We start from the raw sequence: 6,446 nt of genomic DNA, 5'->3' as shown, positions 1-6,446 counted from the left end.
GCGCAGACCCTGCACTAAATTTAAAGTTCCGGGCCCGCGCACGCTAAACCTTGCAACCTAAAGGAGGGGTACTTTTTGGACGCCGATAAGGGGTCCCGTTTAAACGCCGATAGACACCAGATTTTTGACAAGAGGGCGCGAGATCAAAATGCTTGCTGAAACAGGGATCACCAAAGGAAGCCTGCGTGCAGGAAGCATGCATCTTTGCATCGACATGCAAAAACTGTTTGGAACCGGAGCGCCGTGGCATGTGCCGTGGGCCGAGGCAATTTTGCCCAACATTGTCAGTGTTTGCGAGATGTGTGCCGATAAGACAATCTTCACGCGCTTTATCCCACCGAAGTCCCCACAGGATGCCGTCGGCGCCTGGAAACGCTATTACCGCAAATGGCAGAATGTAGCGCTCGAACAGCTTGACCGCTATCTGCTTAAACTCGTTGAACCCTTGCAACGCTTCGTCCCGCCCGCCCATGTTCTGGATAAGGACGTCTACTCGCCGTGGACGCAGGGTGTACTACAGAAACTCCTCTACAAAAAACGTATTCACACCTTAATTGTCAGTGGTGCGGAAACCGATCTCTGCGTGCTTGCGACCCTTCTTGGCGCCGTGGATCGTGGCTATCGCGTTATTCTGGTGACAGATGCCGTCTGCAGCACCTCCGATTCCGGCCACCATGCGATCCTGGCTCTCTGTCAGCAAAGACTGGCAGAACAACTGGAACTTGCGTCGACGCAGGAACTGATTGCGGCGTGGTAACCCACAGCATCACCCCAATGATCGCAACGCGCATGCAATCAGATCTTGGTGGATGTTGGTGGATACCGGGCGCCTCATCGACCGAGCGCTCGCATGAGTTGATCAACGGTCTTTCATGTTATCGCAACCGCTCAAGCGTGCCAGGGCGCTGTTCCACCCAACGCACCAAGATCTGTTTTACGCATGTCCTTATCCCATCGGAGCGGGATCAGAAATCAGTCCGGTGGACAGATGTCGCCGCGAAGGCGTAATGGCATCAAACCGATTTCGCTTTTGCTATGACAGGGCCGGCTGACCCGGACTGTCAGGGGGCGGCGGCGTTTGCTCCGGCATCGGAACATCGGGCGCGGGATCGGGACGGTCGGGAATATCAGGTCCGAGCGGTTCGGGAAGAACATCTGGCTGCTGCTCAGGCACTATCGCCGGGGGAATATCGGGGATCTCCGGCGGCTGTCCGGGTCGCGGTGAATTGGAAGGATCGCTGTTGGCCTGCGAGAGGGATCGTATCGTCATGATTTTCTCCTCAGTTTTCTCAAAACCCCAACCCCTTGCCAGTTGCTTTGTTCCAAAGGAAATTAACCGCTGCCCCAGCGCCTCGCATCGCAGCATGTGCGGTGCATGGCGGTCTGTTTACGCTGCCCTTCCATGGCCAGTCTGTTGATGACGTTTCCCCCCCGGCTTCGGTCGGGCGAGCTGTGTCAGGCGTTCACCCAACACTGTTGCGTTCCGCAGACGGCATGTCGGCGCAGGTTATGTCGAGCGAAAAACACCCACAATATTCAGGGATCAATATAGCTCACCACACGCAGCTTCAGGTCGTGTTTGCGCGGATCAATCGCAAAAAACAGGGCGCCGGAGGCCTGCGCTTCCGATGCGACATAATCGAACGTCGCAGCGGCCTGTTCCGCGCCGCCCTGCTGTTGGCCCAAGGTTGCGACAACGCGCACCTGCGCGGCACTCGTTCCTGTCAGGTTGAAAACCGAGAAAGCGACGCGATAGCCATTTTCGACCGCAGTATAGCCCGTCACTTCGACACGGAAATCGGCTTTGTCTGGTTGATATTGATAGCATTGATACCCCAACCAACCGAGCAGTGTGGCAATTAGCAAAGCGGAGAGGCCACCCGCAAGCCACTCGCTCCAGTGGACTTTAACGGTCGCTGGTTCAGACTTTTTTTCGTTGATGCGCTCATTCATGTCGCTGCCTCATAAAACCAGACGGGCCGAGGCCGCACCAATCGCCGAAGGAAACGACAACACAATGATCGTCGTCACCATTTGCGCGACAGAGGCGTCATCCAGCCGTTCAAATGTCCATAATGTGTACGCACTGGTCGCAAATGCCAGTACATAGCCCGGCAGCGTGAAACGGATCAGAGAACTCCACCACGGCGCCCCGTCTTGCACGCGATGACCGCCTTTGAAATGAACGCTATAAACAAAGCCATGCATGATGGCGATCGACAGAAGCACGATCAGCGCTGTCTGACCCGGGACAATGCGATAAGCGATCAGGATCATTTCCTCGGTGGGGGCGACATTCAACCCCAAAAAAATCGCTCCCACGATCATCATGAACAATTCGTTGAAATAGCCGCTCTCTCCATCATATTCTCCAACCTCTTCATCATCCTCTTCCGTCCGCATGCCAAGTTGGCTGCGTCCCAGCAAGGCGCCAATGCTGGCCGGGACGGCTTGCAGGGCAGTCATCGCGATCCTGTGGTCTGGCGGTATTTGGGTGCTGAACAGTCCAAACAGCCAAAGGATCATTCCGCTCAGCACAATACCGAGCGCGAAGGCGATGGCCGCATCGCGCAGCGTCTGTGACCACGAGGACATACGCTCAAAACCGATGCGGTAGGCGAGCCCGGTCAGCAAGGGGATGTTCAACAGGCAGAGCAACAACAACCGCATAGGATTGGCGTAAAGACCGAGCTCCCACATTTCCATGGTCATCAGCATCGGCAGGGCAAATAACAGCGCACCGCCCAGACCGCGCGCCAGACCTGTAAAAAAATCGGGGTGGATATTGGAGGAAGGAATGGTTGACGTGGAACGCATAATTAACACCTCATCATCGCGACCAGACACATCTGAAACTTCGGCGCCTGCAACATGTTCCCGGTCGACCCTTCCTATGCATCCCATCAAGAATTCTTTGGCCAGGTGGGAGTTTTTTTGGGAACTTAACCCCTACCCCGGAGTTGGGTAAGTGTAGACATTTCATCAGTGGAGAAAAACCATGAAAATCAGCGTTTTAGCGCTTGCTGGCGCTTTCCTTGTCGCGCCGTCTTTTGCCTTTGCACAGGATAGTGGTGCCACTTCAGCGGAAACCCCGGCAGTCTCGACCCCTGACAGCAACAACCCGGATGCACCCGTCAAGGGTGCCAACAGCTTCACCGAAGATCAGGCCAAGAGCCGTATCGAAGAAGCAGGTTATAAGGATGTCACCGCTCTGAAACTCCGTGACGATGGCGTCTGGGAAGCCTCGGCGATGAAGGGCACTGAAAAGCTGGAAGTTCAGCTTGATTACCAGGGCAATGTCACCAAGAAGGCAATGTAATCTCGTCCCCCATCACAAAAAAATCTTCATGAACAAGGGAGAAGAATATGCGAACTGTAACTGGACTTTTTGATAGCTATTCCGCGGCGCAAGACACTGTTGCGCGTCTGGAGAGCGCGGGCTTCCCGTCCGACGATATTTCGATCGTCTCCCATCACAATGAAAAAGAAAGCAATGCCGGCTCTGGAGCGGGTGTTGGCGCCGGTATCGGTGCCGCCGTGGGTGGTGCTGGCGGTCTTCTCACCGGCCTCGGCATCATGGCTATTCCGGGCGTCGGCCCCGTGGTTGCTGCCGGCTGGCTCGCAGCCACCTTGGCTGGCGCTGTGGGTGGAGCCGTGGTTGGCGGTGTGGCGGGCGGCCTGATTGGTGCGCTCACCGAAAGCGGTGTGTCGGAAGACGACGCGCATGTTTACGCTGAAAGCGTGCGTCGTGGCGGTTCCTTGGTGACTGCGCGCGTCGCCGATGAACGCGCTGCGGAAGCTGATGCCATCCTGGCCGGCACCAACAGAGTTGATGTTGCGACGCGTCGCAAACTCTACACCGAGGAAGGCTGGCAGCGCTTTGACGCTGATGCTGATCCTTATACGCCCGAGGAAATCGAGCGCGAACGTAATCGTTACCTGTAAGTGAGTCAGCGGGCGAAAGCCCGCTTTTTTCCTATTGGAAGAAATGAAGTGAATTTCCATTTCTTCCTCATTCGCAAAGGAAGAGACAATGTCCCATAATCCCACCCTCCAAGATCCGCGAACCCTTTACCCCGCCCCACCCTTCCCACAACAACGTCAGGCAAGACCCGGCATTGCCGCAAAGATGCAACCTGAGCCTGATCACGGCGAAAAATCCTATCAGGGCTGCAATCGCTTGGCCCGACGACGCGCTCTGATCACTGGCGGCGATTCCGGCATTGGGCGCGCCGCAGCAATCGCTTTTGCCCGCGAGGGCGCCGATGTGGCAATATCCTATCTCCCGGAGGAAGAAGAGGACGCGCAGTCGGTCATCGCGCTCATCCGCGCTGAAGGCCGCAAAGCCGTTGCCCTGCCCGGGGATATCAGCGATGAGGGCTGGTGCCGCGATATGGTTGCTCAGGCTGCGCGCGAGCTCGACGGGCTCGACATTTTAGTGATCAATGCCGGGCGGCAGCAGTTCCGTGACGACATTTCCAAGCTGTCGAGCGCGGATTTCGACAAAACCCTGAAGACGAATCTATACGCGCTGCATTGGATGGCTCAAACCGCAGCCCCATTGCTGCCCGCCGGTGCTGCTGTGATCACGACCGCATCAATTCAGGCATACCAGCCCTCCGAGATTCTGCTCGATTATGCCACAACCAAGGCCGGAATCGTCGCCTATACCAAAGCGTTGGCCAAACAATTCATCAAAAAGGGCGTGCGTGTGAACGCAGTCGCTCCCGGACCCGTCTGGACCGTGTTGCAGCCTTCTGGTGGACAACCCGACGAGAAGGTCGTGCATTTTGGTGCAGACAGCGACTTCGGTCGACCCGGTCAACCCGTCGAACTGGCTCCCATTTACGTGTTCCTTGCTTCCAACGAGGCGAGCTTCATCAATGGAGAAGTCTATGGCGCCACCGGGGGTAGGGGCATCGGCTAAATCCCTCTCCCATGGGAATCTGGACTTCCCCTTCAAAAATGGAGGGCTTCTGTTAGACGTAAGCGCTAGTTTCGCCGCACCCGTTTTGGTGAAGATCAGGTGTTTTGGCTCTGACGATCGTCAAGTTTTTGAAGTAGCGCGTCAGCAGAAGGCCATTGGTATCGCAGCAGCTCGACAGTAGGGTTGCCCCATCGCGATACATCACGCTTCTCGATGACTGTGCCATTGAGCTTTTCGTATATGGCAACGGCATTTGTGTTTTTAGCAAATACAAGCAAATGAACTGGCAATTTTTGACGCTCGCTATCAAAAGCTGCGATCGCTTGCTTAAGAAGCGACTTCGCCACCCCACGCTTCTGATATTCCTGCGAGACGTATAGATTATGCAGATACGTACCGTGCTCCTTCTCTTCATTGAAGACGAAGCAGCAAAACCCAGCGATTTCCTGGCCCTGCATGGCTACAAAAATAAGTTGGTCGGTATTCGGCCCAACGAACCTCTTCTCCCACAGCTGTCTTTTTTCAAGCGGAAGTTCATTATCCAGATAATTTTGTGGCAAGACACCGGCGTAAGTGCTTTTGCTCATCACCACATGAAGTTCGATAATCATTTCGATATCTGAGACTAATGCCCGACGATATTTCAGCATAAGATTGTAACCCGTCTAGCAACTGTATCTTTCATGGTTTCGGAAGCAGCCATTTTTGACGTTTTCTACATAGTGCGTTAGCAAGGGCAACCAATTTTCGGGCAACGGCTGTGACGATAACCTTGTGCGGTTTCCCGGCTTTTCGCAAACGATCCGCGAAGATCTTCATGGTCGGGTTGTGATGTGCAGCGACCAGAGCGGCTTGGAACATCACATGCCTCAGGGCACGACGACCGCCTGCAATAGATCGTTTTCCGCGCAAGGTTCCACTGTCATGCGCCACTAAGGTTCCACTGTCATGCGCCACTGGAGCCAAACCTACAAGAGCTGCGGCTTGTTCGCCTGTGATGGTTCCAAGCTCTGGCATTTCAGCGACTAACATTGTGCTTGCCACTGGGCCTATTCCTGGAATGGAACGGAGAACACCAACGGTTTCCGAGAGCAAATCGTCACTCGATATGGCGGCTACGATCCTGTCTTCAAGCTCCCTGATCAGGCTGTCGAGCCTAACTTTTAGTTCTGCATCGATGCTGTCAAACATCTCAGCTGTGCCAAGCTTCTGATGCGCGCGGATCTGAGCAAGAAGGCGTTTTCGCATTTCTACCATCTGTGCACGCTTCGAGGTCAATGCTCTGAGAAATCTGAGCTTTTCTGCAGGAAGGGTCCGGCCCGCATTGGGTCGGAAAGCAAAGAACCGCGCGATGAGTTCTGCATCGATCCTGTCTGTCTTGGCGCGTGTGCCGCAGCTTTGCGCAAATGCCTGTCAATCGGCGTTTAAACGGGACCCCTTATCGGCGTCCAAAAAGTACCCCTCCTTTAGGTTGCAAGGTTTAGCGTGCGCGGGCCCGGAACTTTAAATTTAGTGCAGG

9 protein-coding genes and 1 pseudogene are annotated in these 6,446 nt (G+C 55.1%); 4 read left to right on the top strand and 6 right to left on the bottom strand.

Annotated elements, in window-relative coordinates; genetic code table 11:
* The first annotated feature begins 148 nt into the window (after window positions 1–148).
* Window positions 149–757, top strand: a complete 609-nt coding sequence (locus ABE527_RS21280; RefSeq protein ID WP_499695672.1) for a cysteine hydrolase family protein — start codon at window positions 149–151, stop codon at window positions 755–757.
* Between the two features lie 276 nt (window positions 758–1,033).
* On the opposite strand, the gene ABE527_RS21275 is transcribed toward ABE527_RS21280, so the two are convergent.
* The 3 genes from ABE527_RS21275 to ABE527_RS21265 all read right to left on the bottom strand — a co-directional run bounded on the left by ABE527_RS21275 (window position 1,034) and on the right by ABE527_RS21265 (window position 2,817).
* Window positions 1,034–1,270: a chitin-binding protein gene (locus ABE527_RS21275; RefSeq protein ID WP_499695673.1), complete on the bottom strand. Its 237-nt coding sequence runs from the start codon at window positions 1,268–1,270 to the stop codon at window positions 1,034–1,036.
* Between the two features lie 266 nt (window positions 1,271–1,536).
* On the bottom strand, window positions 1,537–1,953 hold the full coding sequence (locus ABE527_RS21270; protein ID WP_151095745.1) for a TIGR02588 family protein: 417 nt from the start codon (window positions 1,951–1,953) through the stop codon (window positions 1,537–1,539).
* 9 nt (window positions 1,954–1,962) lie between these two features.
* Window positions 1,963–2,817, bottom strand: coding sequence for a TIGR02587 family membrane protein (locus tag ABE527_RS21265; RefSeq protein ID WP_499695674.1), 855 nt, complete (start codon window positions 2,815–2,817; stop codon window positions 1,963–1,965).
* A gap of 181 nt (window positions 2,818–2,998) precedes the next feature.
* Between ABE527_RS21265 and ABE527_RS21260 the strand changes: the two genes are divergently transcribed.
* From ABE527_RS21260 to ABE527_RS21250, 3 genes are all read left to right on the top strand, one after another.
* Window positions 2,999–3,319, top strand: coding sequence for a PepSY domain-containing protein (locus ABE527_RS21260; protein WP_499695675.1), 321 nt, complete (start codon window positions 2,999–3,001; stop codon window positions 3,317–3,319).
* 47 nt (window positions 3,320–3,366) lie between these two features.
* The gene (locus tag ABE527_RS21255; RefSeq protein ID WP_499695676.1) at window positions 3,367–3,945 is read left to right on the top strand and encodes a general stress protein; all 579 of its coding nucleotides are present in this window, start codon (window positions 3,367–3,369) and stop codon (window positions 3,943–3,945) included.
* An 88-nt stretch (window positions 3,946–4,033) separates the two neighbouring features.
* A complete protein-coding gene (locus tag ABE527_RS21250) occupies window positions 4,034–4,927 on the top strand; it encodes an SDR family oxidoreductase (RefSeq protein WP_499695677.1) in 894 nt (297 codons plus the stop codon).
* 95 nt (window positions 4,928–5,022) lie between these two features.
* Here the strand turns inward: ABE527_RS21250 and ABE527_RS21245 are convergent, their stop codons facing one another.
* The 3 genes and pseudogenes from ABE527_RS21245 to ABE527_RS21235 all read right to left on the bottom strand — a co-directional run.
* On the bottom strand, window positions 5,023–5,538 hold the full coding sequence (locus ABE527_RS21245; protein ID WP_499698237.1) for a GNAT family N-acetyltransferase: 516 nt from the start codon (window positions 5,536–5,538) through the stop codon (window positions 5,023–5,025).
* A gap of 70 nt (window positions 5,539–5,608) precedes the next feature.
* Complete coding sequence (locus ABE527_RS21240) at window positions 5,609–6,175, bottom strand: transposase (RefSeq protein WP_499698238.1); 567 nt, start codon at window positions 6,173–6,175, stop codon at window positions 5,609–5,611.
* Window positions 6,152–6,304, bottom strand: a pseudogene (locus ABE527_RS21235) (hypothetical protein); the annotation flags it as partial. The pseudogene ABE527_RS21235 and the gene ABE527_RS21240, both read right to left, overlap by 24 nt.
* Window positions 6,305–6,446 lie beyond the last annotated feature (142 nt).

Source organism: Brucella sp. TWI432 (assembly GCF_039674445.1).
Taxonomy (GTDB): domain Bacteria; phylum Pseudomonadota; class Alphaproteobacteria; order Rhizobiales; family Rhizobiaceae; genus Brucella; species Brucella chromiisoli.
The sequence above is the reverse complement of the archived record's forward strand: the minus strand, read 5'-3'. Positions and strand labels throughout refer to the sequence as shown.

What these genes read in the sequence shown, in the direction of transcription:
- ABE527_RS21280 (WP_499695672.1), top strand. Translation starts at nt 149, where the DNA reads ATGCTTGCTGAAACAGGGATCACCAAAGGAAGCCTGCGTGCAGGAAGC.
- ABE527_RS21275 (WP_499695673.1), bottom strand. Translation starts at nt 1,270, where the DNA reads ATGACGATACGATCCCTCTCGCAGGCCAACAGCGATCCTTCCAATTCA.
- ABE527_RS21270 (WP_151095745.1), bottom strand. Translation starts at nt 1,953, where the DNA reads ATGAATGAGCGCATCAACGAAAAAAAGTCTGAACCAGCGACCGTTAAA.
- ABE527_RS21265 (WP_499695674.1), bottom strand. Translation starts at nt 2,817, where the DNA reads ATGCGTTCCACGTCAACCATTCCTTCCTCCAATATCCACCCCGATTTT.
- ABE527_RS21260 (WP_499695675.1), top strand. Translation starts at nt 2,999, where the DNA reads ATGAAAATCAGCGTTTTAGCGCTTGCTGGCGCTTTCCTTGTCGCGCCG.
- ABE527_RS21255 (WP_499695676.1), top strand. Translation starts at nt 3,367, where the DNA reads ATGCGAACTGTAACTGGACTTTTTGATAGCTATTCCGCGGCGCAAGAC.
- ABE527_RS21250 (WP_499695677.1), top strand. Translation starts at nt 4,034, where the DNA reads ATGTCCCATAATCCCACCCTCCAAGATCCGCGAACCCTTTACCCCGCC.
- ABE527_RS21245 (WP_499698237.1), bottom strand. Translation starts at nt 5,538, where the DNA reads ATGATTATCGAACTTCATGTGGTGATGAGCAAAAGCACTTACGCCGGT.
- ABE527_RS21240 (WP_499698238.1), bottom strand. Translation starts at nt 6,175, where the DNA reads ATGCGAAAACGCCTTCTTGCTCAGATCCGCGCGCATCAGAAGCTTGGC.